This window comes from Nocardioides bizhenqiangii (genome assembly GCF_034661235.1).
Classification (GTDB): domain Bacteria; phylum Actinomycetota; class Actinomycetes; order Propionibacteriales; family Nocardioidaceae; genus Nocardioides; species Nocardioides bizhenqiangii.
This window is the reverse complement of sequence record NZ_CP141059.1, coordinates 3,772,017-3,795,747: the sequence shown is the minus strand read 5'-3', so window position 1 is coordinate 3,795,747 and position 23,731 is coordinate 3,772,017. Positions and strand designations below refer to the sequence as shown.

Genomic DNA, 23,731 nt, shown 5'->3' with positions numbered 1-23,731 from the left:
TACGGCGTACGTATGAGCCGATCACCAGAGGACGAAGAGCGCATCGAGAGCCGGTCGAAGCTGCTGCCCGAGGAGAGGGCGGCTGGAAGCGACGATCCGGAGGCGCAGGCGGAAGCGATCCTCGAGGAGTCGGACGACCGGGTCGACGACCCGGAAGGCACCCGGCGCGAGAGCACCCAGACGCCTGACGCCTGACGCACAAGCGGGCGGACCGCACCCCGACCGATCTCTCGGTCGGGGTGCGGTCCTGCTAGAAGTGCTCAGGCACTCACCGTTTCCCTGGACTTCTCGGCCACCTCATCGGCCTCGGAAGCGCTGCCCCCCTCCACGTCGAGGTGCGGGAGGATCCGGTCGAGCCAGCCGGGCAGCCACCAGGTCCGCCTGCCCATGAGCAGCATCACGGCCGGCAGCAGGATGACCACCATGCCCACCGCGATCAGGATGGCCGAGGCCAGGCCGACACCGAACTCCTTGACGGTGGGGTCGCCGTTGAGGACGAAGCTCGCGAACACCGCAACCATGATCGCGCCGGCCGAGACGATCACCTTGCCGGTGCCGGCCAGCCCGTCGATGACCGCTTGCCGCGGCGACCTTCCGGCGTCGACCTCTTCGCGGACCCGGCTGAGCAGGAACACCTGGTAGTCCATGGACAGCCCGAACAGGATGGCGAACATCATCATCGGGACGTACGACACGATCGGGATCGCTCCGTCCAGCCCGATCGCGGTGATGCCGATGCCTTCCTGGAACACCGCGGTCACGATGCCGTAGGCAGCGCCCACCGCCAGCAGGTTCACCAGGGCCGCCTGGAGCGGCGCGACCACCGTGCGGAACGCGATCATCAGCAGCAGCACGCTCAGCGCGACCACCACCCCGATGATCAGGGGCAGTCGGTCGCCGATCAGCTCGGCGAGGTCGAGCTGCTGCGCGGTGGAGCCGCCGACGTGGGCATCGAGCCCCGAGGCCGGGATCGTGGCGTCCCGTACCTCGTCGACCAGATCCTTGGTGACGTCCGAGGTCGGCGAACCCGCGGGGATCACGTTCATCAGCGCGGCGGTGCCGTCCTGCGACAGCTGAGGCATGCCGACGGCCTGGACGCCGTCCGCTGCCGAGAGACCGCCGTGGAGCTGGGCCAGCCGAGGGTCGTCCGGACCGGTCGCCGGCTCGGACCCGAGGTCCACCGTCACGAGCAGCGGGGCGTTGGCTCCGGCGCCGAACGACTCGGTCAGCTGGTCGTAGGCCTGGCGCGAGCTGGTCGACTCCGGCGCGCTGGACTGGTCGGTGAGGCCGAGCCCGAGGCTCAGGACCGGGACACTCAACCCGATCAGCACCAGCACGGACGTCGCGGCGTACAGGCGCGGGCGCCGCGCGAGGCGCTCACCCCACTGCTGCCAGACCGCACTGTGACCGAGGGTCGGCCGACGGTCGCGTCCGATGCGGAGCTTCTCGATGCCGTCGCCGCACAGGCTGAGCAGAGCGGGCAGCAGCGTCATCGACGCGAGCACGGCGACCACGACGACGATCGCGGCAGCCTGACCCAGCACGGTGATGAACGAGAGACCGGAGACCGCCAGCGCGAGGAGCGCGATCACGACGGTGCCGCCGGCGAACGCGACCGCGCTCCCGGAGGTCGCCGCCGCATGGCCGATCGCGTCGTGGACGCTCCGGCCCTCGTGACGGGCCGAGCGTGCGCGGGTGACGATGAAGAGCGCGTAGTCGATGCCGACGCCGAGCCCGATCATCGTCGCGATCGTCGGCGCCACGTCGGGTACGGCGATGGCGTGGCCGAGCAGCGACACGATGCTGAGCCCGGCCATCAGGCCGACGATCGCACTGGCGATGGGCAGCGCCATCGCGGTGATCGTGCCGAACACCAGCACCAGGATCAGCATCGCCGCGAGGATCCCGACCAGCTCACTGGTAGCGGTCTCCGGCTTGGAGACCTTGGTGCCGAGCTGACCGCCGGCAGCGACCTCGACCTCGGTGCCCTCCGCCGGCTCGGTCGCGGTGTCGAGGATCGCCTCGGCCTCCTCGACGCTCAGGTCACCGAGCGGCTCGGCGGGAACGAGGTTGGCGTAGGCGGTCGTGCCGTCGGCCGAGACCGTCGCGCTGCCCTCCGCGAAAGAATCCGTGACGGATGCGACGTCGGAGTCCTGGGAGAGCGCGTGCAGGGAGGCCTCCACCGTCGCGCGGTGCTCGGGGTCGGTGATCGACCCCTCCTCGGTGTGGAACACGATCGGGCTGGTGTCGGCGAGCTCGGCCGAGAACGAGCGCTCCATCAGCTCGGTGGCCGCGGCGCTGTCGGAGCCGTCGACCGTGGAGGAGCTGCTGTACTTCGTGCCGGCCTGGTGGCTGACCACCAGGAGCGCGGCGAGGACGACGAGCCAACCGCCGATGACGAGGGCTCGGTGGCGGGCCGAGAAGACCGCCAGTCGGTGCAGGAACCTGGACATGGTGATGCTGCCTTTCGGGATGCGAGAAGCGAGAAGTGAGAAGGGGTCAGGGGGTGGGGGTGTCGAGGCGTCGTACGTCGAGCAGCTCGAGGCCGAGGGACTCGATCAGCTCGAGGACGCCGTGCAGGGCGGCCTGGTCGACGATGCGGCCCTCGAGGAGCGTCTGCGTCGGCGAGGTGGTGACGCTCATACCCTCGAAGGCGTCGATGAGGGCCGGACCGAGCCGGCCGCGGACGGTGATTGCGTAGTTCGTTGGCTTCATGCCCTCAGCGTCAGGAGATCGCGTATGACGCGTCATCGCACGATGCGGATGACGGGGTGATGAGGCGTTGACGAAGCCCTCAGTGCGTACGGCGCGCCGGCGCTAGCAGTCCGAGCGCACGACCCTGCTGGACCGCCTCCGCACGCGTGTGCACGCCGAGCTTGGCGTAGAGCTTGCGCATGTGCGTCTTGACGGTGTGCACCGAGAGGAACAGCTCGTTGCCGATCTCGGCCGCGGTCAGGTTGGTGGACAGGAAACGCAGCACCGCCAGCTCACGTTCCTTCAGCGGTTCCTCGAGCGTCACCGCGGCGGCGGCGGTCGGCTCGGGCTCCACGCCGGCCAGCAGGTCGCGGAGCAGCTGGAGGTGGGCTCCGTGCGCGGTGCGGTGGTTCGGATGGTCGCGGAACAGCTCGCTCGCGCCCGGGATCGTCAAGATCATGCCCACGTTGCCGTTGGGTTCCGAGAGCGCAAGCGCGCGCTCGGTGCTGACGAGCGCCGCGTCTGCGTCGCCCTCGGCGCGCTTGGCCAAGGCATGGAGCACGTACGCCTCGATCCGGAAGTTCCCGTGGAGGACGGGCGCGTCACCGCTCAGGACCGGTGCGACCGCGGCCAGGGCACCCCGGGGGTCGCCGGCGATCAGAGACAAGCGCGCCGCGACGTTGCACCACTGGGCCGTCATCGGCGCGTCGACCAGGTCCGCGCGGACGGCATCGGTCTCGCCGAGCTGGAGCCGGGCGCGGAGCTGCCACGGTCGGGTGATGGCTGCGAGCGCATGCGGGGCGCGCAGCACCTCCACCAACCGCTCTCCGTCGCGGAAGGCGGCGAGGGCGTCTTCGTAGCGGTTGCGCGCCATGGCGAGGATCCCCTGGACGTGCCTCAGGCCGACACTGGCCGACGGCTCTCCTGCCCGGGCCAGGATCGGTTCGGCCCGCTCGGCCCAGAGCTCGCCCTCCGCCAGCATGCCCCGGTCGACCAGTGTCGCCGCGAGGCCCATGCACGCGCCGCCGACCAGCGGGTGGCTGGTCCATCCCACGCGCTCCGCCACGACGATGGCGTCCCGTAGGAGTTGCTCTCCGCGCTCGAGACGTTCCGACAGCGTGGCCACGTTGCCCAACGCGGAGAGGCAGCCGATCTCGATGTAGGGACGGCCGATGGTGCGGCCGAGCGCGAGGGCGCGCTCGAGGTCGTCCTCGGCCTCGGCGAACCGGAGCGTCCACGCCTTCGCGACACCGAGGTTGAACAACGCCAGCCCCTCGAGCTCGGAGCCTCCCTGCTCGACGGTTCCCAGATGTCGCTCGACCGCGCTGTTCGCCTCGTCCACCACATCCTCGACACCACCGAGGTGGCGGGCCCGGAACAGCTGCACGGTCGCGAAGGCGATGTCGGCCCGCCCGCGCCGGGTCGCCGGCACGTCGGAGATCGTCTGCCGCGCTCGTGCCAGGAGAGCGTCCGCCTCGGCCCACTGCTCGTGCCGGAGCCGGTCGGCGGCGAGCATGGCGGCGACCTCCGCGTCGGCGTCGACCACGCCGCGCGGGATGCCGTCCAGGAGCACGCTGAGGGTGGTCTCCTCGCCGTCGAGCAGGAGCTCCACCCAGTGCTGGCCGAGCAGCTCGCAGGTCAGCTCCCAGTCCTCGGCCAGCCGGGCGTGGCGGATGGCGTCGACCGCTCGACCGTGCGCGGCGTACCACCGCGCCGCCCGGCCGTGCAGCTCGCCGATCTCACCCGGCAGCTCGCGACGCAGCTCGAGGCGGAGCAGGTCGAGCAGGAGGTGGTGATAGCGGAACCAGGTGCGGGCCACGTCGGTCGCGACGACCAGCGCGTTCGCCTCCTCGAGCTCGTGCAGGAGCCGGTCACCGTCGCGCCTCCCGGTCAGCAGGTCGGCGAGCTCGCCGTTGACCCCGTCGAGGATGCAGGTGCGGAGGAGCAGGTCCCGGACCTCGGCCGGCTGGCGCGCCAACACCTCGCCGAGCAGGTAGTCGGCGATGGTGCGCTCGCTGCCGGCGAACTCCGCCACGAACTGCTCCGGCGACTGGTGCCGCGTCAGCGACATCGCGGCCAGCCGGAGACCCGTCGCCCACCCCTCGGTCCGCTCGTGGAGCCTGGTGACCTCGTCCGCGCCGACGCTCACGCCGGCGCCCGCCAGGAGCTCGCCGGCCTCCTCGGCGGTGAACTCGAGGTCCGCAGCGCGGATCTCGGTGAGCCGGCCGGCCAGCCGGAGCCGGTGCAGCCCGAGCTTCGGGTCCCGCCGCGACAGGAGCACGACGTGCAGGCCGGGCGGCGCCTCCGTCACCAGCGTCTCGAGATCGGAGACCAGGTCCGCCGAGCGGAGGTGCTGCACGTCGTCGAGGATCAGCACCAGCGGGTGGTCGACGTGCCGCAGCCCGACCAGGAGGTGGCCCACCAGCTCACCCGGTTCCGAGTGGGGCGTGGGGACCAGGGTTGCCAGCACCGAGTCGGCCGCGACGGCAGCTGTGTCCCGGATCGAGTCCAGCACCTGGCCCCAGAAGTGCGCCGCGTCCGTCTCGTCGCGAGGCACGTCGACCCACGCCGACGCTGTCTCCGACGGCCGTGCCGCGAGCCAGGAGCGCACGAGGGTGGTCTTGCCGCTGCCCGGCGGTGCCGAGATGAGCGTGACCGGGCCGGCCGCCCCGTCCTCGAGCAACTCGAACAGACGCGAGCGAGCGACCAGGCCGGACGGGCGCCGCGCACGTGCGGCAGCCTCGCTCGGAGCCCCCGGTGTGGTTGTCATGTCACCCCCTCGACAGGGTGGAAGCACGCTAGTGCGCGGATCGATCAGGCATCAAGGAACAGCGAAGGTGGGGCCGGGCAACGCCCGGCCCCACCAACGGATCAGACCAGGGCCAGCTCGGCCTCCTCGTGCTCCACCGGCTCTGCCGTCTCCTCCTGCTCCTCCTCGAGCCGGTTGCGCCGGGCCGGGAGGAAGACCAGGGCCACGAGTGCACCGGCCAGCGCGACCGCGGCGGCGATGTCGGTCGTCGTACCCATCGCGGTGACGAACGCCTGGTCCGCCGACGCGATGAGGTTCGTCGCCGAGTCGCCGCCGAGCTGCGCCGCGACGACGTGGGCGCCCTCCACGCTGTCCTGGCTCGCCGCGGCGACCGGCTCGGGAAGCGTCGACACCGACCCGTCGATGCTGGAGCCGTACTTGCTGGCCAGGATGCTTCCAAGGACCGCGACGCCGAGCGTGCCGCCCAGCTCCCGCAGGACGTCGTTCATCGCCGAGCCGACGCCCGCCTTCTCCTTCGGGAGCGAGCTCATGATCGCCTCGGTGGCCGGTCCCATCCCGACCGCCATCCCGAATCCCATGATGACCAGCGCGGTGGCGACCAGGCCGTAACCGGAGTCCATGTCGGCCTGCGACAGGATCTGCATCCCGCAGGCGACGATCAGCAGACCGCCCGCCACTGCGACCTTCGTGCCCAGCTTCTCGGCAACGGTGATCGCAGCCCGGGACCCGACGACGAGACCGACGGCGACCGGGATCATCCGGAGGCCGGCCTCGAGGGGGGTGTACCCCAGGACGGTCTGGAGGTAGGTCGTCAGCATGAACACGGTCCCGAGGAGACCGAAGAAGACCAGCATGATCGACAGGCTCGACGCGCTGAAGCGCAGGTTGCGGAAGATCGTGATGTCGATCATCGGCTGGCGAACCCGCTTCTCCCACGCCAGGAACACCGCGAGGACGCTACCGCCCATGGCGAACGCGCCGAGGATGGTCAGGTCGGTCCACCCCTGCTCCGAGGCCTCGATCAGGCCCCAGACGATCGCGGTCAGGCCCACGATCGAGAGCACTGCCCCGACGACGTCGACGCGCGGGGTCTCGGGGTCGCTCGACTCGGGGACGAGCACCTTCGCGAAGAAGATCGCGCCGATCACGATCGGGATGTTCACGAGGAAGACGCTGGCCCAGCTGAACTCCTCGAGCAGCAGCCCACCCGCGATGGGGCCGAGAGCGACGCCGAGGCCCGACACACCGGCCCAGGCGGCGATCGCCTTGGGGCGCTCCTCCTCGGGGAAGATGTTCATCAGGATCGACAGCGTGGCGGGCATGATCCCCGCCGCGCCGACGCCCATCAGGGCACGGGCCGCGATCAGCTCGTTGGCACTGCCGGCGAACGCGGCCAGCACCGAGCCGCCGCCGAAGACCAGCAGGCCGAGGATCAGGGCCCGGCGTCGGCCGAACCGGTCTCCCAGTGTGCCGCCGACGAGCAGCAGCCCGGCGAAGACCAGCAGGTAGCTGTCGACGATCCACTGCGCCTGGCTGCTGTCGACGTCAAGGTCGGCCCTCAACGAGGGCAGCGCCACGTTGAGGATGGTGTTGTCGATGGTGATGACGAGCAGGCTGGCGGCCAGGACCCCTAGCGCCTGCCAACGTCGTGCGTAGGGTTCGGGTGTTGCGGACATCCTTGATTCCTTCGTGAGGTGGGTGCCCGGTGCCGGTGGGTGTCCGTGCAAGTCGGGCTGCGGTTGCGGGTGTCACGCTCCCGATCGATCGGATGGCACGTCATCGCACGATGCGTATGACGGCAGGGATGACGACGTTCGTCAGCCGGTGCGACACGCACGACGCTTTCGTGCGGGGGCGCGCGAAGGCGCGCTTCGGGTGCCGTGGTCGCGGTCCTCGGGAAGACCCGGCGGGTGACCGTCGGGCCGGGTTGGCCGGTCCTTCCCCGGCCGACGACCGTCAGCTCGAGGAGTCTCGACCAGCGACGCTCAGGGGACGTCCTCCGGCTTGGGGAGGCGGTCGATCCTGTTGTCCTCGAGGTAGTCCTCGAACTCGTCCCGCGAGATGGCGGCCATCAGTTCCTTGGTCTTCTCGACATCGAGCAGGACGATGCTCTGGCCGTCGGCGGAGGTGCCGGTGCCGTTGTTGAAGGCGGTCATCCAGACGACGTCGCCAGCGCCCTGGGTGACCACGTCGAACCCCAGGTCCCGGATCTCACCGTTGCTCCAGTCGTCGTCGAGCACCAGCAGCTGGCCGAGGTCCCCGATCAGGTTGTCGACGGTGAACGGGTTCATCCGGGTCCCGGTGCGGGTGGCCTCGTGCAGGACCTGGCGCAGGAAGTTCTGCTGCCGGTCGATGCGGTCGAAGTCGCCGGCGGGGAGCGACTTCCGCTCGCGGACGTACTCCAGCGCCTCCTCGCCGTCGTAGTTCTGCGTCCCGCCGCCGGCGGTCTCGAGCTCGACGCCGCCGAGGGTGTCGGTGATTCCCTTGAAGCCCTCGAAGTCGACGACGGCGATGTGGTCGATGTAGATGTCGAGCGTGTCCTCCAGGGTCTGCACCAGCAGCTCCGGCCCGCCGTACGAGAAGGCTGCGTTGAGCTTGGCCTCGCCGTAGCCCGGGATGTCGACCCAGGAGTCGCGGGGGAAGGAGACCACCTGGCTGTTCTGGTGGTCCTCCTCGAGGTGCCAGATCATCATCGTGTCGCTGAGCAGGCCGGTGTCGCCCTCCTCGAGTCGCTGTCGGACGTCCGTCCCCCGGCCGTCGACCCCGACCAGGAGCACGTTGAGCGCGTCCTTCGGCTGCGTGCGGTCCGGGCGGTCGTCGCGCTCGAGGTCGACGTCGACCCGCGGGATGTCGTCGATCTTGTTGTTCAGGGTCCACACCCAGATGCCGAGGCCAGCCACCACGACGGCGGCCACGGTCGCCAGCGCGATGAGGACCGTCAGCGCCTTGTGACGACGAATGAAACCTCCGGAACGGTCACGGTGGCTCTTCGAGGTGGGAGGCTCCGCCGGTCGGTCGTCGTTCGGAGCGTCTTCACGTGAATCCACCTGGCGTTCTCCCCGGTCTGAATCGAAGGAAGCGTCGGTGCCCCCGGGTGTCGCTCCTATATTGTCATGGCGGCAATGGCGCCCCCAGCCACCGGCACCCGGGAGACAGATGCAACGCGACGACTTCAAGGTGAGGCGCTTCCCCGGGATCGAGTCCGTGGGATTGAGCGAAGCGCCGAGCCGACTCCGCGTCGCGATCGTGACCGAGGAGATCATCGGTCCGGTGCGCAACGGCGGCATCGCGTCGACGTACTACCACCTGGCGAAGGGTCTAGCCGCCCAGGGCCACGAGGTGCACGTGCTCTTCCTGAAGGGCCCGGTCGTGCAGGACGAGACCCCCGAGTTCTGGGTGGAGAGGTACGCCGAGTTCGGCGTGACACTGCACTACCTCGACGTCTCCGAGTCGCCCCTGTGGTGTGCGTCCCCGAACTGGCAGCGCCGCTACGCCAGCGCCTACGAGTGGCTGCGCGACCAAGAGCCGTTCGACGTCGTCCACACTTCCGAGTGGCGGGGTGGCCTGGTCTACGCGCTGATGGCGAAAAGGCTCGGGCTGGCGTTCCGCGACACCCTGTTCCTGGTCAAGACGTCGTCCCCGCACATCTGGAACCGGCACTACCAGATGCTGCCGATCACCGACACCAACCTGGTCGCCGCGGCGTACGCCGAGCAGAAGTGCGTCGAGCTCGCCGACATGGTGATCGGCGGCTCCGCCCACCTGTTGTCGTTCATGGAGCGGATCGGCTACCGACTGCCCCCCACCAACGTCTTCGTGCAGCCCAACATCGTCGACTTCTCCAACGTCCCCGTGGTCGACCGACGCCCCGGCCCGCCCCGCCAGCACGGCGACGTGGTGAAGAGCCGCGACCTCGTGTTCTTCGGACGCCTCGAGGCGCGCAAGGGCATCGAGATCTTCTGCAACGCGATCGACCTGCTCCACGAGCGTGGCGAGATCCCCGACTCGGTCACCTTTCTCGGCAAGTGGGGCGGGAAGCTGCAGGCGCAGGGCGGGATGTCGCCGGAGATGTATCTGGTCGACAAGGCCGAGTCGTGGGAGTGCCCGGTCGTCACGGTCACCGACAAGAACCAGCCCGAGGCACTCGCCTTCCTCACCTCGCGCGACCTGATTGCCGTCATGCCGTCGCTCATCGAGAACTCGACGATGGCTGTCTACGAGACGCTGGAACAGCGGGTGCCGTTCATCGCGACCTCCGTCGGTGGCACGCCGGAGCTCGTCGCGGAGCGGGACCACGCCGCCTGCCTGGTCGAGCCCACCGCGCAGGACCTGGCGGACCGGCTCGCGATCGCCCTCCGCGAAGGACAGATGATCGCCCACCCTCAGTTCTCCAACGACGACAACCTCGACGTCTGGTACGGCTTCCACGCCTACCTCGGCGAGCAGATCGAGGAGCATGGCAGCACCAAAGCGATCGCCCGTCTGATCGAGGGCGTCGACAAGCCGGCAGATCCGGTCGGCTCGGTCAGCTACGTCGCGCTGGTCCGCCGAAGCGACGCGCTCGAGGAGCTGGTCAAGGCCTGCCACGCCGAGCCGCCCGACGAGCTGGTGCTCGGCTACACCGACGTCGGCGTGCGCACCGCGATCGAGAAGGTCCGCGGCCTCATCGAGGAGGGGTGCCCGAACCTCGCGGTCGTCAACTGCCTCGGGCAGACCTCGGGCACCGCGCTCAACACCCTGGCCGCGGCCCAGTCGTCCGACGCGATGCTGGTCGCCGACGGGCTCAGCACGCTTCCGCAGTTCGGCTTCTTCGCTGCGGCGCGGCTGGCGCTGAGCCACCGGCCCTCGACCCTGTTCACCACGTTCTTCGCGACCGACGACACCAAGGTCGGCATGCCGCTCGGCGGCGACGTCGCGTCCCAGATTCTCACCTCCCGGGCCTACGGGCCCGAGGTGATCGCGCTCCGCAAGGAGATGTTCGACGTCATCGGCGGCTTCGAGCCGTACGACGCCCGCCACGGCATCGTCCACGAGTACGTCACCCGCGCGGCGGAGGACGGCCACGACCTGCTGGTGCTGCCCGAGCAGTTGCTGTCCTGGTCGGCCGCGGACGAGACCGCCGGCGAGCTGACGTCCGACCAGATGTACGCCTATCTCAAGGCGAAGCCCCTCATCGACGCCTCGCCCCTGTCGCAGCGCAAGGTGCTGCTCGCCGCTCTGAGCAGCACGCCGGACCGGCAGCCCGCGCCCGTGGGCGCGGTGAGCGAGTGGCTGCTGCGCACCGACACGGTCGACCGGGACTCGACCCAGTGGCTGACCCCTGCGACGTGGGACCCGGAGAGCATCCAGCTCGCGAAGCACCGCCGGGTGATCATCGGTCTCCATACGACCCTCGGCGAGCTCTGGTTCTACGCGCGCGGACCGGGGGAGCGTCGACTCCTCGTCCGAGACGAGGAGGTGCCGACCGAGCTCGTCGCCACCCGCGGTGTCGAGGGCACCGACAGCTATGCCAGCATCTCGGTGCTCCGACTACCCGACACCTGGAGCCCGGCAACGTCGTACCCGCTCATCTGGGGGCTCTACGACGGCGAGGAGAAGCTCCGCAACGTCTTCCTGCGCGTCAACAAGATCGGTCCCAGGACCTTCGCGGTCTCGGGCCGCACGCCGGCGCTGTCGGCGCGGATCATTGCCGAGCTCATGGAACGGCCGCCCGGGGCACCCAAGGGGGAGCGCGCGGAATGGACGATCGAGAACGTGCCCACCGACTCGTCGGTCGTCGTCGAGCGCAGCCGGGCGCTCCTGCAGGCCGCGCCAGCGGCGGCCGCCACCGACCCCCGATCCGGTCTCAGGCCGTCGAGTCGTCCCGCTGGAGGCTGGGCAGAGGGTGACTGGCTCTCGGGCTGGGCGTGGGATCGCGAGGAGCCGGACCGGATCCTCCACGTCGCCGTGATGCGCGGAAACGAGCCGCTGCTGGTGGTGCCGGCCGACGTCCTCGACCGCTCGTTGGAGGACGTCCCCGGTCGTGGTGCGCACGGCTTCCGGATCCCCGTCCTGCCCGACTTCCTCGCCGCGGACGAGCTGCACCTGAACATCTGGGAGGGCGCCGCCCCAGTGCACCGCGGCGGGTTCTTCGTCGACCGCAAGGGCGCCCCGCTGCTCCGACGCATCCCGGAGAGGGTCGCGCAACCCGTGTCGACCAGACCGTCCGCGTGGCGGCGCGCGGTGAGTCGTGCGGCGGGCAAGGGGTAGGCGTGATGAGGAAGCCGATGAAGGAAGCCCCGGTGCTGTGCCCGCACCGCCCCTCGTCGACCTGCGACACGAGATAGCGAGCACAGGCGGCGGTTGTCCGACGACGTCCGGGTACTGTGCCGCGCAGCGAAGGCCCTGGCGGCGACCCGAAAGGTGCAGGTACTCATGACGGTGGAGAGGTTGATCCCAGACGCGCTCGGGACGCAGTTCGTCCGGGATCTCGACATACCCCAGACCGCCAACGCACTGCGCAAGACCGCGGTCGCGCCGGGGATGATCTCCTACCTCGAGCGGGCCATGCTGACGAACCTGGTCGCCAGGACGTGGCGGGGCGAGGGTGCCATCATCGACGGTGGCAGCTTCTTCGGGTCCTCGATCGTGGCTTTGGCCGAGGGCATTCGTGACAACGACGTTCACGACAGGCTGAGGTTGGAGAACTTTCCGGACGGCAAGCCGATCCATGGTTACGAGCTGGGGTTCCTGCCCCTGCCTGACGGCTGGAAGGAGCAGGTGCGGGTCTGGCACGGGATCGAGTACCGGTTCGGTGAGAGCTTCGTGCCGATCTTGGAGAAGACTGTTGCGCCGTTCGAGGACCTGGTCCGGCTGCACATCGGCGATCTGACCGAGGAGACCTGGCCGCATGATGCACCGATCGAGATCGCGTTCATCGACGTGTGCAAGACGATCCAGCTCAACGCGCATGTCTCGAGGGAGTTCTACCCTGCGCTGATTCCCGGTGCTTCGACCCTGATCAACCAGGACTTCTTCTTCGACCGGCTGCCGTGGATCAAGGTGACCATGGGATACCTGAAGGACTACTTCAGCTGGGAGGGCCAGGTCCTCTCGAGCTCGATCTACCGCAGCATCAAGGAGGTGCCGGCCGACGTCGCGGCGTTTGACCCGTTCGTCGAGGCGAGTTACGAGGAGTGCCTCGAGATGCACGACGCCGTGGAGTTCCCCGGCCTCGACCGGCGGTTCGAGTTCCGCACGGAGCTGTCTCGCGCCTACCTGATGACGCTCAAGGGACACAAGGACGAGGCCCTCGACACCCTGAAGGCCCTGGAGTCGGAGTACGCCGACATCCTCGGCGACAACGACGTCGAGCGCGGCCAGCAGTTCCGGTACGACCGTGCGGTGAAACAGATCTCGAACGACATGATCTTCAAGGTCTCCCACTCCGGGGGCGGGAACGGCGATGGTCTCCGCCACCAGTCCGGTCAGCCGTCCCCGGACCGGGCGAGCGGGCAGACGGACGGCGTTGAGCGGCTGATCCGCGATGCGCTGGGGACGCAGTTCGTCCGGGATCTCGACGTACCCCAGACCGCTGACGGACTTCGCGACACCGCGGTCGCGCCGGGGATGATCTCCTACCTCGAGCGGGCCATGCTGACGAACCTGGTCGCCAGGACGTGGCGGGGCGAGGGTGCCATCATCGACGGTGGCAGCTTCTTCGGGTCCTCGATCGTGGCTTTGGCCGAGGGCATTCGTGACAACGACGTTCACGACAGGCTGAGGTTGGAGAACTTTCCGGACGGCAAGCCGATCCATGGTTACGAGCTGGGGTTCCTGCCCCTGCCTGACGGCTGGAAGGAGCAGGTGCGGGTCTGGCACGGGATCGAGTACCGGTTCGGTGAGAGCTTCGTGCCGATCTTGGAGAAGACTGTTGCGCCGTTCGAGGACCTGGTCCGGCTGCACATCGGCGATCTGACCGAGGAGACCTGGCCGCATGATGCACCGATCGAGATCGCGTTCATCGACGTGTGCAAGACGATCCAGCTCAACGCGCATGTCTCGAGGGAGTTCTACCCTGCGCTGATTCCCGGTGCTTCGACCCTGATCAACCAGGACTTCTTCTTCGACCGGCTGCCGTGGATCAAGGTGACCATGGGATACCTGAAGGACTACTTCAGCTGGGAGGGCCAGGTCCTCTCGAGCTCGATCTACCGCAGCATCAAGGAGGTGCCGGCCGACGTCGCGGCGTTTGACCCGTTCGTCGAGGCGAGTTACGAGGAGTGCCTCGAGATGCACGACGCCGTGGAGTTCCCCGGTTTGGACCGGCGGTTCGAGTTCCGCATGGAGCTGTCTCGCGCCTACCTGATGACGCTCAAGGGACACAAGGACGAGGCCCTCGACACCCTGAAGGCCCTGGAGTCGCTCTACGCAGACCAGCTCGGCGACGTGGACGCCGAACGCGGCCAGCAGTTCCGCTACGACCGTGCGGTGAAACAGATATCCAACGACATGATCTTCAAAGTCGTCTGACCCCCTGCCGGAGCGATCTGTCGACGAAACGGTCCCATGCGCACGGCCCGGGACTATAGGCTGCCCAGCCGAGCCTTCCGGTCGTTGTCGATGCGATCGAGGACGATGAGCGAGGAGAAGTCGTGTCGATGTCGGACCCTGCTCCGGGTACGAGCCCGGCGGACCTGCACTCCCTCATCCTGGTGCTGTCCTCCGCGGGTTCCGGATCGAAGCTCCTGTGCCGCGATATCAACAGCTTGGGTGGACTCGGGATGCCGAAGGAGTACCTGCGCGGTTTCCGGAAAAGGCCGCGGGGGGCAGGCCCTGCCGAAGCGGACGTCCTGAAGCGGGTCGCAATGGGTGTGCAGGACGACGCCCCCGGGGTGGCTTCCGTCAACCTGATGGTGCCCCAGGCTCCAGGCACCTACGAAGCGCTTTACGGGAAACGTGTCCCGTCGGTTGATGCCGTTCCCGGTGTGATCAGCTGGGCGAAGGAGCGGTTCGAGAAGCTGTTCGTGGTTTTTCTGGTGCGGAACGCCCTCGACCAGGCGATCTCGCACGCCGTCGCTGAATCGACCGGGAGCGGCCCGTCCTCCGACAAAGCCGTGGGCGCCCCCGGGGGCGAGGCTCGTAACTTGGAGATCCCGAACATCCATCGGCTGATCCGGGCCAACCTGGGCCGGGTGGTTCGCGAGCGCAGCATCCTGCTCGAGTCCTACAGCATGTTCGCCGACATCGGAATGCTACTGACTTACGACGAGCTCTACCTCGAGCCCGCCGAGTCCGCGACCAGGCTGGTGACCCACGCGCGCAAGGCCGGGTTCGAGGTGAAGCACGACGTGGTCGAGCGGAAGCGCGAGCAGGTGAGCGGCGCGGGGTGGTCAACCGAGATCCGTGAGGGCTTCCTCGACTACCTCAAGAACGAGACCGGCCGCGAACCGAGGGAAGGCGTTTGACCATGAGGAACGACGAACTCCATTCGCTGACCCTCGTGGTGTCCTCGGCCCGATCCGGGTCCTCACTGCTGTGCCGCGACATTCGCAGCCTCGGGGGCTTGGGCTTCCCCAAGGAGTACATGACCGGGCTCGACAAGCAGGCGCTGGAGGAGCCCGTCTCGGAGCAGAACGTCCTCGAACGATTGGCGCGGGGTTGTCAGGACGACGCGCCGGGCGTCGCGGCCACGAAGTTGATGCCCGGCCAGGCCGGGTTCACCTACCAGGCGCTGGTCGGTCACTCGGCGCCCCGGAGCGAGGCATTGCCCGGCGTGATCTCGTGGGCCCGCGAGAGGTTCGACCGGGTCTTCCTCGTGTTCCTCGTCAGGAACGCTGTCGACCAAGCCATCTCGCGGGTCGTCGCCGAGTCGACCGGGGTCTACCACTCCACAGACCCAGCCTTTCGGACGCCCGAGTACGCGACGCACGCGATCGAGGACATGAACGCGCAGATCCTGTGGCGGCTTTCCTGGGCAGACCAGATGCGAAACGCGCTCCTCACTGCGCACGCGGCCCATGCCGACCTCGGCCTGCTCGTGACCTACGAAGAGCTGACCCGGCACGTCGACGAGACGACGAGCCGCGTGGTCGCCCACGCGCGCGCGATGGGATTCCAGGTCAAGAACGAAGTGGCCACCCGCAACTTGCAGAAGGTGATCAGCCCTGAACGTTCGTCGCGGATGCGTGAGTCGTTCCTGGAATACCTCCGGACCGAGACGAGATCCGCTTCCGAGCACCTGGCGACGGGGCCTTGACCCGTCATCCAGGGCGCGTTGGATCCGGCGGCGTCAGCCGTTGATCATGCCGGCGCCGACGGTGACGCCGGTCGCCTCGTCGATCAGGATGAACGAGCCGGTGGCGCGGTTCTTGGCGTAGGGGTCGCTCAGCAGCGGCACCGTGGTGCGCAGCTGGACGCGGCCGATCTCGTTGACGCCGAGCTCCTTGGTCTCCTGATCGCGGTGCAGGGTGTTGACGTCCAGGCGGTACTGGATGTCCTTCACCAGGGCGCGACCGGTGCGGGTGGTGTGCTTGATGGCGAGCTTCTGCCGCGGCTTGAGCGGCGTCGTCGTCATCCAGCAGACCATCGCGTCGATGTCCTGCAGCGGCTCGGGGGCGTTCTTCACCCGCGCGATCATGTCGCCGCGCGACACGTCGACGTCGTCCTCGAGGTGGACCGTCACCGACATCGGCGGGAACGCCTCGGTGACCTCCTTGTCGAACAGGTCGATCTTGGCGATCCGCGACGTCATGCCGGACGGCAGCACGACGACCTCGTCGCCGGGCTTGAGCACGCCGCCCGCGACCTGACCGGCGTAGCCGCGGTAGTCGTGGAACTCGTCGGACTTGGGACGCACGACGTACTGCACCGGGAAGCGAGCGTCGATCAGGTCGCGGTCGGAGGCGACGTGGACGTGCTCGAGGTGGTGCATCAACGTGGGTCCGGAGTACCACGCCATCTTCTCGGAGCGGTTGACCACGTTGTCGCCCTGGAGCGCCGAGATCGGGATGACCTGGAGGTCCGGGATGTTCAGCTTCGTCGCGAACTGCGTGAACTCGGTGTGGATCTTCTGGTAGACGTCCTCGGCAAAGTCGACGAGGTCCATCTTGTTCACCGCGAGCACGAGGTGCGGGACGCGGAGCAGCGACAGGATGACCGCGTGCCGGCGGGACTGCTCGGTGAGGCCCTGGCGGGCGTCGACGAGCACCAGGCCCAGGTCGGCGGTCGAGGCGCCGGTCACCATGTTGCGGGTGTACTGCACGTGGCCCGGGGTGTCGGCGATGATGAACTTGCGGTTGGGCGTCGCGAAGTAGCGGTACGCGACATCGATGGTGATGCCCTGCTCCCGCTCCGAGCGCAGGCCGTCGGTCAGCAGCGCCAGGTCGGTGTAGTCGTAGCCCTTCGACGTGCTGGTCGCCTCGACCGCCTGGAGCTGGTCCTCGAAGATCGACTTCGAGTCCAGCAGCAGCCGGCCGATCAGGGTGGACTTGCCGTCGTCGACGGAGCCCGCCGTGGCGAACCGGAGAAGATCCATGTTGGTCGTGCTCATCAGAAGTAGCCCTCCTTCTTCCGGTCCTCCATGGCAGCCTCGGAGAACCGGTCGTCACCGCGGGTCGCGCCACGCTCGGTGACCGTGGCGATCGCGACCTCCGCGATGATCTCGTCGATCGTGGACGCCGTGCTCTCGACACAGCCGGTCAGGGTCAGGTCACCAACGGTGCGGAACCGGACGGTCCGCTCCTCGACGACCTCGCCCTCACGGCACGAGTTGTGCTCGCTCTCGCTCAGCAGCATGCCGTCGCGCTCGAACACCCGGCGCTGGTGGGAGAAGTAGATCGAGGGGATCTCGATGCCCTCACGACCGATGTAGTCCCAGATGTCGAGCTCGGTCCAGTTCGAGATCGGGAAGATCCGCATGTGCTCGCCCTCGTGGAGGCGACCGTTGTAGAGGTTCCAGAGCTCGGGGCGCTGCATCTTCGGGTCCCACTGGCCGAACTCGTCGCGGTGGGAGTAGACGCGCTCCTTGGCCCGCGCCTTCTCCTCGTCGCGACGGCCGCCGCCGAACGCGGCCGTGAACCCGTTCTCCTCGATGGCGTTGAGCAGGGTGCCGATCTGGTGGCGGTTGCGGCTGGTCTTGCCGTCGTCGACGACGATGCCGTTGGCCAGCGCCTCCTCGACCGACGCCACGATCAGCCGGACACCCAGCCGGTTGACCCAGTTGTCGCGGGTCGCGAGCACCTCGGGGAAGTCGTACCCGGTGTCGACCTGCAACACGGGGAACGGGATCTTGGCCGGGTAGAAGGCCTTCTCGGCGAGGCGCATCATCACGATGGAGTCCTTGCCGCCCGAGAACATCAGCACGGGCTTCTCGAACTCGGCCGCGACCTCGCGGAAGATGTGGATCGACTCGGCCTCGAGCTGGTCGAGCTGGCTCAACCGGTAGTCAGCGTGGGTCTGGGACATGCGGAGCATCGTGCCATGCACCGCCTTGCGGGGTGACATCGGCGCGAATCGTGTAGACAAATCTACGAGTTTGGTCGGTAGGGTGCGCTGGTGGGGGTCTCGACAGGCTCGACCAGCGGGAGCGACTTCGTCGCCCGGCTCGGGTCGCGTGCGTCGGTGCCGGAGGAGGTGCACTCCCGTTGGGGTGTCGCGGAGTACGTCGACCTCATGGCCCGCGACGACGGCATCGACGACGAGCTCCGTCGGACGGCGTACGACGCCGCGCGCTCGTTGCGCCGCCTCGACCCGGCGCGGCTGCTCTCCCTCCTGGAGGCCATGGCGCGACCGCCGTCGGCCGAGCTCAACAAGGCCCGGCTCGCGGCCGCGGCGCGGATCCCCGCCACCACGATCTCGCCGTACATCGACGTGGCCGAACGGCTCGGACTGGTGCGGCTGCTGCCCGGGACCGGGTCGCCGGTCGCGAAACGCGCGGTCGGGCGTCCCCGCGTCGTCTTCACCGACCCGGCCGTCGCCCGGCACCTCGCCGGCATCTCCGTCGACCGGCTGACCGAGTTCGAGGGCCGCAGCCGGCTCGCGCCGCTGCTCGAGGGCGTCGCCCTCGCCGAGCTGATCCGCCAGAGTGGCACCAGCGAGGTGAAGTACCGCCTCGGCCACCTGAGGGAGCGCAACGGGCTCGAGGTCGATCTCCTCGTGGAGCTGCCCGACGACACCGTCTACGGCATCGAGATCAGGACGGCGGCCGGCTTCCGGCCCCACCAGTTCCGCGCGCTCGAGGCGCTGGCGGTCCGCGCCGGATCGCGGTTCCGCGGCGGGATCGTGCTCAACACGGCGTCCGTCGGCTTCAAGTACCAGCCCGGCATGTGGGGTCTGCCGATCTCGGCGCTGTGGGAGTGGGACAGCCCTGAACGCAACGTGCTCTTGCCCGCCACCTGACGTTCGCGCGGTCGTCCATATCACGACGCATCCGCCGTCCACCGTCGGAGCATGAAGATCGCCATCGTCGGCACCGGCTACGTCGGCCTGTCCAACGCCGTGATCCTGGCGCAGCACCACGAGGTGGTCGCGCTCGACATCGACCCGAACCGCGTCGACCAGGTCAACGAGCGGGTGTCCCCGATCGAGGACGCCGAGCTCGAGGACTACCTCCGCAATCGCCCGCTCGACCTCAAGGCCACCGTCGACCACCACCTCGCGTACGCAGCAGCCGACTTCGTCGTCATCGCGACCCCGACCGACTACGACGTCCGGACCCACTTCTTCGACACCTCGACCGTCGAGAAGGTCATCAGCCAGGTCCTCGAGGCCGACCGGGACACCCCCGTCGTGATCAAGTCGACGGTGCCGGTGGGGTTCACCGAACGGATGCGTCGCGAGTATCCCGGCGCCACCATCATCTTCTCGCCCGAGTTCCTCCGCGAGGGCCGGGCGCTCCACGACAACCTGCACCCGTCGCGGATCGTCATCGGTGCCTCGAGCCGATCCGGTGCGGCCGTGGCGCTCGGCAGGCGGTTCGCCGATCTGCTGGCCGAGGGAGCACTGGACGACGACGTACCCGTCCTCGTCACCGAGCCGTCGGAGGCCGAGGCGATCAAGCTCTTCGCCAACACCTACCTCGCGCTCCGCGTCGCGTACTTCAACGAGCTCGACACCTACGCCGCGACCCACGGCCTCGACACCCGGCAGATCATCGAGGGTGTCGGTCTCGACCCGAGGATCGGGTCGCACTACAACAACCCGTCCTTCGGGTACGGCGGCTACTGCCTGCCGAAGGACACCCGGCAGCTCCAGGCCAACTACCGCGAGGTCCCGCAGAACCTGATCAGCGCGATCGTCGACGCCAACACGACCCGCAAGGACTTCGTCGCGGCCGACATCCTGCGCCGCAGGCCCACGGTCGTCGGCGTCTACCGGCTGATCATGAAGTCCGGCTCCGACAACTTCCGGATGTCCTCCGTGCAGGGGGTGATGAAGCGGATCAAGGCCAAGGGCGTCGAGGTGGTCATCTACGAGCCCGAGCTCGACGAGCCGTCGTTCTTCAACTCCGAGGTGATCCGCGACCTCGAGGAGTTCAAGTCGCGGGCGGACGTGATCGTCGCCAACCGGCGCACCGACGTGCTCGCCGACGTCGAGGAGAAGGTCTACACCCGCGACATCTACGGAGTTGACTAGCGCGATCGTGTCGCGAATCGTGGGTCACCGCCCGGACCATCGCTTCGCTCGGCCCAGGGGCGCCCCACGATGCGGGCTTCGCCCGCGCGCGCCACGCTGCCGCGCTCGCAGTTGACGCGGTCAGAGGGTTACGGCTGTTTGGCGTCTCGCTCGTGTGCGGCCGCGGCCTTCCGGGCCGCCCGTCGGTCGCCCGGCAGCTTCTCCAGCTCGGCGACGGTGGGCGCTCCGAACATCGGCAGGCCGTGCTGCTTGCGCAGCATCCCCCACACGACCGGGACCAGCGCGAGCATCACGACGCCGACACCGCCGACCACGATCGCCTCGAGCGTCTCGTGCCCCTCGCCGAACGGGTGCAGCCCGGCCTTGAAGAGCAGCGCGACGCCGGACATGGTCAGGACCACGACGATGCCGCGGCGGATGTAGGACTGCGGCACCCGCGGTGCGATCCGGCTGCCGATGATGGTGCCGGGGACGGAACCGATGACCAGCGGGATCAGCAGGTCCCAGTCGAGACCGTGGATCGCGATGTTGGCGATCGCCGCGCTGAGCACCAGCGGGACCGCCTGGACGAGGTCGGTGCCGACCAGCTTCACCGCGGACAGGCCGGGGTAGAGCATCAGCAGCGCGATCATGATGACCGAGCCCGACCCGACGCTGGTGATGCCGACCAGCAGGCCGCCGAGCATGCCGACCAGCAGGGTGGGCACCGGCCGGATCCGGGGGTTCTCCTCCGGGGTGGGCGCACCGCTCCGGACCCGCCGCAGGTTGATGTAGAGCCGCAGGGCGTAGGTCGACGCCGCGAACAGCAGCGCGATGCCGATGCAGAGCTTGAGCGTCTGCTCCAGCTGCTCGGCGTCGTCGGTCAACCAGCTGACCAGGTAGGGGCCGACGAAGGCCATCGGCACCGAACCGGCGATCAGCCAGGCCGCGAGTCGCAGGTTGGGCGACCCCTCCTTGGCGTGCGTGATCGCGCCGCCCGTCTTGTAGATCGCGGCCGCGGTGAGGTCGGCCGTGACGATGGACGCCGTGTGGCCGACGCCGAGGAAGATGAGCGCGGGCGTCATCAACGCGCCACCGCCCATGCCGGTGAGGCCGACGACGATGCCGACGAAGAAGCCGGCGGCGACGATGGACAGCGCCGTGAGGGTGAGCAGCTCGCTCATCGAATGATCCTTCCTGAGCCCGTCAGACGGGGCATGACGACGCGCAACAGCCCGTCGATCTGGTCGGCGGCCCGGTTGGCTGCGGCCCGACCGCGTCCGAACGGGTCGCTGACCTCGTGCTTCGGGTCCGCGGTGGCTCGGCGGTGCCCGGCGTACGCGACCAGGTCTGGGCCGACGACCGCCGCGTCGACGCGGGCGACGGTGTCCGCGAACTGCCCCAGCGTGAAGACCTTCCGGAAGGCGCCGGGGACCTCCTCCAGCACGAATGCGCGGTGGCTGGACTCGGCGGTCAGCACCAGGTCGGCGGCCTCGACCAGCTCACGGGTCAGCGGTCGGCTGCTGAACGCGCCGATCCGGTCGTCGCCGAGCCCGCGGTCGCGGAGGACGGCGGCCATGGTCTCGTCGACGCCTCGGTTGCGAAAGCCGTGGGTGCCGGCGCTGGCCAGCTCGATCGTGGCCGGACCGCCGGGGAGGAGCAGGGCGCCGGCGCGCAGCTCCATGTACGGCGAGCGGCAGATGTTCGCCGTGCACACGAAGAGCACGCTGAGGTGGGCCGAGCCGGCGCGGGAGCCGTTCGAGACGGCGCCGGCCGACTCGGCGCCCGGCGTCGGTGCCGCACGCATCTCGACCCCCGCCGGCGTCGGCCCGGCGCGCCCCGCGTTCGGTGCGGCGTCATCGACCAGGTCGAGGTAGCCGGCGTCGCGGAGCGCGACGATCACGTCGTCCAGCGCCTCGTCGATCGTCCGGCCGGTCGTGTCCACGCGGACGTCGGCGTCCTGCGGCTCCTCGTAGGGCGAGGAGATGCCGGTGAACTCGGGGATCTCGCCGCGCCGCGCCTTCGCGTAGAGGCCCTTGCGGTCGCGCCGCTCGCACTCCTCGAGCGGCGTCGCGACGTGGACGAGGAAGAACGCCCCACCCGCCTCGGCGACGTACTGCCGCACCTGCTGCCGGGTCGCGTCGAACGGCGCGATCGGGCTGCAGACCGCGACGCCGCCGTGCCGCGAGATCTCGGCGGCGACCCAGCCGATCCGACGGATGTTGGTCTCCCGGTCCTCCTTGGAGAAGGTGAGACCGGCCGACAGGTTCCGGCGTACGACGTCGCCGTCGAGGCTGGTGAGGGAGCGACCGCCGCGCTCGAGCAAGCGGTCCATCAGGGCCTGGGCGAGGGTCGACTTGCCGCTGCCGGAGAGGCCGGTGAAGAAGATGACGAGACCCTGCTCGTCGGGTGCCGGCCGGTCCGCGCGGACGATGTCGGCCACCTCGACGCTGGGCGTCCCGCCGGGCGCGAGGTCCACGACCGGGTCCGGTCCGGCGTAGTTGGCGACGACCTGCGCCCGCAGCGTGGCGTCGGCTGCCGGGTCGCCGTGCGTGGCGAGCGGTACGGCGACCACGTCGACCGCCGGTCCGGCCGCCGCGACCAGGTCGGCCACGCGCAACGTCGCCCGGAGCAGCCCGACCGGGGACAGGGAGGGGGTGCCGCGGCCGACGAGGGCCAGCAGTGCGACGTCGCCGAGACCCCGCAGCTGCGCCACCTGCTCCTCGGTCATGGCGTCGGTCACGGTGACGAAGGTGCGGCCGGCGTAGCGCGCCCGGACGTCCTCCGGTCGCAGGTAGAGACGACGGAACGGCCCGTACTGCGCGTGCGTCAACGGGGTGACCGACCAGACGGACCCGCCGCCGGTGACCGTCGCGAGGGGGAGTCCCTCCGGGTCGACCAGCTCGACCGCACCGCCGGCGGCTACCTCGTCCGCGCGCTCGTCGGGCAGCGCCAGGGTGACCGGACTGCCCGGCTCGTTGAACCCGAGCGTCGGCGCCATCGCCCCGACCGACAGCAGCTCGAGGTCGTCCAGCTCGCGCGCCGACGGGCAGTGCTGGGGGAGGGGCGGACGGGACACACGGCGTATCCTGCCAAACCCACGCGAGACACTAGGAAATGCCGCGTTCGGCGGTCCCTGGGCACCTGTGAACCAGGTCACGCCAACCCAGCTTGCAAAATGCTAACTATTGCTAGCACACTGGGCAGCATGGTGAAGGCAAAGGTGACCGAGACGGTCGGCGCTCTGGGTGACTACCTCAAGGAGCAGCGCACGCAGTCGCGTCTCTCCCTGCGGCAGCTCGCCGAGCAGGCCGGCGTCTCCAACCCTTACCTGAGCCAGATAGAGCGTGGCCTGCGCAAGCCCTCCGCCGAGGTCCTGCAGCAGATCGCCAAGGCACTGCGGATCTCCGCGGAGCAGCTCTACATCCGGGCGGGAATCCTCAGCCCGGATGACGGCGTAGGTGGGTCGGTCGAGCTCGCCGTTCTCGGCGATACCGGCCTCACCGAGCGACAGAAGCAGTCGCTCCTCGATGTCTACTCGTCGTTCCTGGCGCTCAACGAGGCCGCCCCGGTGCTCGCACCCGTCGACCCCGAAGAGTCCAGCGAGGCCGACGCGGCGACCGCCCCTGCCTGAAAATCAACGCACCACCCCAACACACACGAAGGGTGTTTTTC

17 protein-coding genes are annotated in these 23,731 nt (G+C 69.0%); 8 read left to right on the top strand and 9 right to left on the bottom strand.

Annotated features, from left to right (window positions below; translation table 11 throughout):
• Window positions 1–12 precede the first annotated feature (12 nt).
• Window positions 13–195 (top strand): hypothetical protein, encoded by a 183-nt coding sequence (locus tag SHK19_RS18430; protein WP_322454946.1) that lies wholly within the window; start codon window positions 13–15, stop codon window positions 193–195.
• Window positions 196–260: 65 nt separating this feature from the next.
• Here the strand turns inward: SHK19_RS18430 and SHK19_RS18425 are convergent, their stop codons facing one another.
• From SHK19_RS18425 to SHK19_RS18405, 5 genes are all read right to left on the bottom strand, one after another.
• Window positions 261–2,453 carry an MMPL family transporter gene (locus tag SHK19_RS18425; RefSeq protein ID WP_322937102.1) on the bottom strand — a complete coding sequence of 731 codons (2,193 nt, stop codon included), beginning with the start codon at window positions 2,451–2,453 and terminating at the stop codon, window positions 261–263.
• Window positions 2,454–2,499: 46 nt separating this feature from the next.
• Window positions 2,500–2,715 (bottom strand): hypothetical protein, encoded by a 216-nt coding sequence (locus SHK19_RS18420; protein WP_322454948.1) that lies wholly within the window; start codon window positions 2,713–2,715, stop codon window positions 2,500–2,502.
• A gap of 79 nt (window positions 2,716–2,794) precedes the next feature.
• Window positions 2,795–5,464: a LuxR C-terminal-related transcriptional regulator gene (locus SHK19_RS18415; RefSeq protein WP_322937101.1), complete on the bottom strand. Its 2,670-nt coding sequence runs from the start codon at window positions 5,462–5,464 to the stop codon at window positions 2,795–2,797.
• Window positions 5,465–5,565: 101 nt separating this feature from the next.
• Window positions 5,566–7,140: an MFS transporter gene (locus SHK19_RS18410; protein WP_322937100.1), complete on the bottom strand. Its 1,575-nt coding sequence runs from the start codon at window positions 7,138–7,140 to the stop codon at window positions 5,566–5,568.
• Between the two features lie 309 nt (window positions 7,141–7,449).
• Window positions 7,450–8,511, bottom strand: a complete 1,062-nt coding sequence (locus tag SHK19_RS18405; RefSeq protein WP_322937099.1) for an LCP family protein — start codon at window positions 8,509–8,511, stop codon at window positions 7,450–7,452.
• A gap of 130 nt (window positions 8,512–8,641) precedes the next feature.
• On the opposite strand from SHK19_RS18405, the gene SHK19_RS18400 reads away from it, so the two are divergent.
• The 4 genes from SHK19_RS18400 to SHK19_RS18385 all read left to right on the top strand — a co-directional run bounded on the left by SHK19_RS18400 (window position 8,642) and on the right by SHK19_RS18385 (window position 15,701).
• Complete coding sequence (locus tag SHK19_RS18400; RefSeq protein ID WP_322937098.1) at window positions 8,642–11,713, top strand: glycosyltransferase family 4 protein; 3,072 nt, start codon at window positions 8,642–8,644, stop codon at window positions 11,711–11,713.
• 165 nt (window positions 11,714–11,878) lie between these two features.
• Window positions 11,879–13,975: a hypothetical protein gene (locus tag SHK19_RS18395; RefSeq protein WP_322937097.1), complete on the top strand. Its 2,097-nt coding sequence runs from the start codon at window positions 11,879–11,881 to the stop codon at window positions 13,973–13,975.
• Window positions 13,976–14,097: 122 nt separating this feature from the next.
• Window positions 14,098–14,910 (top strand): hypothetical protein, encoded by an 813-nt coding sequence (locus SHK19_RS18390; protein ID WP_322456118.1) that lies wholly within the window; start codon window positions 14,098–14,100, stop codon window positions 14,908–14,910.
• Window positions 14,911–14,912: 2 nt separating this feature from the next.
• Window positions 14,913–15,701 carry a Stf0 family sulfotransferase gene (locus SHK19_RS18385; protein ID WP_322456119.1) on the top strand — a complete coding sequence of 263 codons (789 nt, stop codon included), beginning with the start codon at window positions 14,913–14,915 and terminating at the stop codon, window positions 15,699–15,701.
• Window positions 15,702–15,734: 33 nt separating this feature from the next.
• On the opposite strand, the gene SHK19_RS18380 is transcribed toward SHK19_RS18385, so the two are convergent.
• Both SHK19_RS18380 and cysD read right to left on the bottom strand, forming a co-directional pair.
• Window positions 15,735–16,994, bottom strand: a complete 1,260-nt coding sequence (locus tag SHK19_RS18380) for a sulfate adenylyltransferase subunit 1 (protein ID WP_322456120.1) — start codon at window positions 16,992–16,994, stop codon at window positions 15,735–15,737.
• A complete protein-coding gene (gene cysD, locus SHK19_RS18375) occupies window positions 16,994–17,908 on the bottom strand; it encodes a sulfate adenylyltransferase subunit CysD (RefSeq protein WP_322937096.1) in 915 nt (304 codons plus the stop codon). Before cysD ends, SHK19_RS18380 begins: the two co-directional genes overlap by 1 nt.
• Before the next feature lie 90 nt (window positions 17,909–17,998).
• Here cysD and SHK19_RS18370 point away from each other — a divergent pair, with 90 nt between their 5' ends.
• Both SHK19_RS18370 and SHK19_RS18365 read left to right on the top strand, forming a co-directional pair.
• Window positions 17,999–18,841, top strand: a complete 843-nt coding sequence (locus SHK19_RS18370; RefSeq protein ID WP_322937095.1) for a DUF4143 domain-containing protein — start codon at window positions 17,999–18,001, stop codon at window positions 18,839–18,841.
• 51 nt (window positions 18,842–18,892) lie between these two features.
• Entirely contained in the window at window positions 18,893–20,077 is a 1,185-nt protein-coding gene (locus SHK19_RS18365) for a nucleotide sugar dehydrogenase (protein WP_322937094.1), read from the top strand.
• A 128-nt stretch (window positions 20,078–20,205) separates the two neighbouring features.
• On the opposite strand, the gene SHK19_RS18360 is transcribed toward SHK19_RS18365, so the two are convergent.
• Both SHK19_RS18360 and cysC read right to left on the bottom strand, forming a co-directional pair.
• The gene (locus SHK19_RS18360) at window positions 20,206–21,240 is read right to left on the bottom strand and encodes a sulfite exporter TauE/SafE family protein (protein ID WP_322456124.1); all 1,035 of its coding nucleotides are present in this window, start codon (window positions 21,238–21,240) and stop codon (window positions 20,206–20,208) included.
• Complete coding sequence (gene cysC, locus SHK19_RS18355; RefSeq protein WP_322937093.1) at window positions 21,237–23,135, bottom strand: adenylyl-sulfate kinase; 1,899 nt, start codon at window positions 23,133–23,135, stop codon at window positions 21,237–21,239. Before cysC ends, SHK19_RS18360 begins: the two co-directional genes overlap by 4 nt.
• A gap of 129 nt (window positions 23,136–23,264) precedes the next feature.
• On the opposite strand from cysC, the gene SHK19_RS18350 reads away from it, so the two are divergent.
• Entirely contained in the window at window positions 23,265–23,690 is a 426-nt protein-coding gene (locus SHK19_RS18350; protein ID WP_322937092.1) for a helix-turn-helix domain-containing protein, read from the top strand.
• The last annotated feature ends 41 nt before the right edge of the window (window positions 23,691–23,731 follow it).

Excerpts from the sequence above, each read along its gene's own strand:
- SHK19_RS18430 (WP_322454946.1), top strand. The coding sequence starts at position 13 with ATGAGCCGATCACCAGAGGACGAAGAGCGCATCGAGAGCCGGTCGAAG.
- SHK19_RS18425 (WP_322937102.1), bottom strand. The coding sequence starts at position 2,453 with ATGTCCAGGTTCCTGCACCGACTGGCGGTCTTCTCGGCCCGCCACCGA.
- SHK19_RS18420 (WP_322454948.1), bottom strand. The coding sequence starts at position 2,715 with ATGAAGCCAACGAACTACGCAATCACCGTCCGCGGCCGGCTCGGTCCG.
- SHK19_RS18415 (WP_322937101.1), bottom strand. The coding sequence starts at position 5,464 with ATGACAACCACACCGGGGGCTCCGAGCGAGGCTGCCGCACGTGCGCGG.
- SHK19_RS18410 (WP_322937100.1), bottom strand. The coding sequence starts at position 7,140 with ATGTCCGCAACACCCGAACCCTACGCACGACGTTGGCAGGCGCTAGGG.
- SHK19_RS18395 (WP_322937097.1), top strand. The coding sequence starts at position 11,879 with ATGACGGTGGAGAGGTTGATCCCAGACGCGCTCGGGACGCAGTTCGTC.
- SHK19_RS18385 (WP_322456119.1), top strand. The coding sequence starts at position 14,913 with ATGAGGAACGACGAACTCCATTCGCTGACCCTCGTGGTGTCCTCGGCC.
- SHK19_RS18380 (WP_322456120.1), bottom strand. The coding sequence starts at position 16,994 with ATGAGCACGACCAACATGGATCTTCTCCGGTTCGCCACGGCGGGCTCC.
- cysD (WP_322937096.1), bottom strand. The coding sequence starts at position 17,908 with ATGTCCCAGACCCACGCTGACTACCGGTTGAGCCAGCTCGACCAGCTC.
- SHK19_RS18365 (WP_322937094.1), top strand. The coding sequence starts at position 18,893 with ATGAAGATCGCCATCGTCGGCACCGGCTACGTCGGCCTGTCCAACGCC.
- SHK19_RS18360 (WP_322456124.1), bottom strand. The coding sequence starts at position 21,240 with ATGAGCGAGCTGCTCACCCTCACGGCGCTGTCCATCGTCGCCGCCGGC.
- SHK19_RS18350 (WP_322937092.1), top strand. The coding sequence starts at position 23,265 with ATGGTGAAGGCAAAGGTGACCGAGACGGTCGGCGCTCTGGGTGACTAC.